This is a genomic window from Bacillus sp. GbtcB14 (genome assembly GCF_019091205.1).
GTDB lineage: Bacteria > Bacillota > Bacilli > Bacillales > Bacillaceae_G > Bacillus_A > Bacillus_A cereus_AG.
Genome location: NZ_JAGXJT010000200.1, coordinates 1 through 257, shown reverse-complemented (window position 1 = coordinate 257; position 257 = coordinate 1). Strand labels below are relative to the sequence as shown.

Genomic DNA, 257 nt, shown 5'->3' with positions numbered 1-257 from the left:
AGGTCGTCATGGCGAGGGCGCTGCCGTCGCGGCGCACGATATAACCCGCCACGACATCGTCGTCCGTCGAAGCCGACCACGCGAGATTGACCTGTCCGGGCGGCGACTCTGCCGCGGTCAGACCGGTCGGAACCGTAGGCGCCTGCACGTCCGACGGAGGCGGAGTCTCCTGAATCGAGATATCGTCGAAGCTGACGACTCCGTATGCGGTAAGCAGCCCCAGCTTACCCGCGGAAAGGGCCGTGTCGATCGCGGAT

The 257-nt window shown here is 65.8% G+C and carries 1 pseudogene; it reads right to left on the bottom strand.

Features of this window, described 5'->3' with window-relative positions:
- A pseudogene (locus KVT31_RS29705) lies at positions 1–257 on the bottom strand (hypothetical protein); the annotation flags it as partial.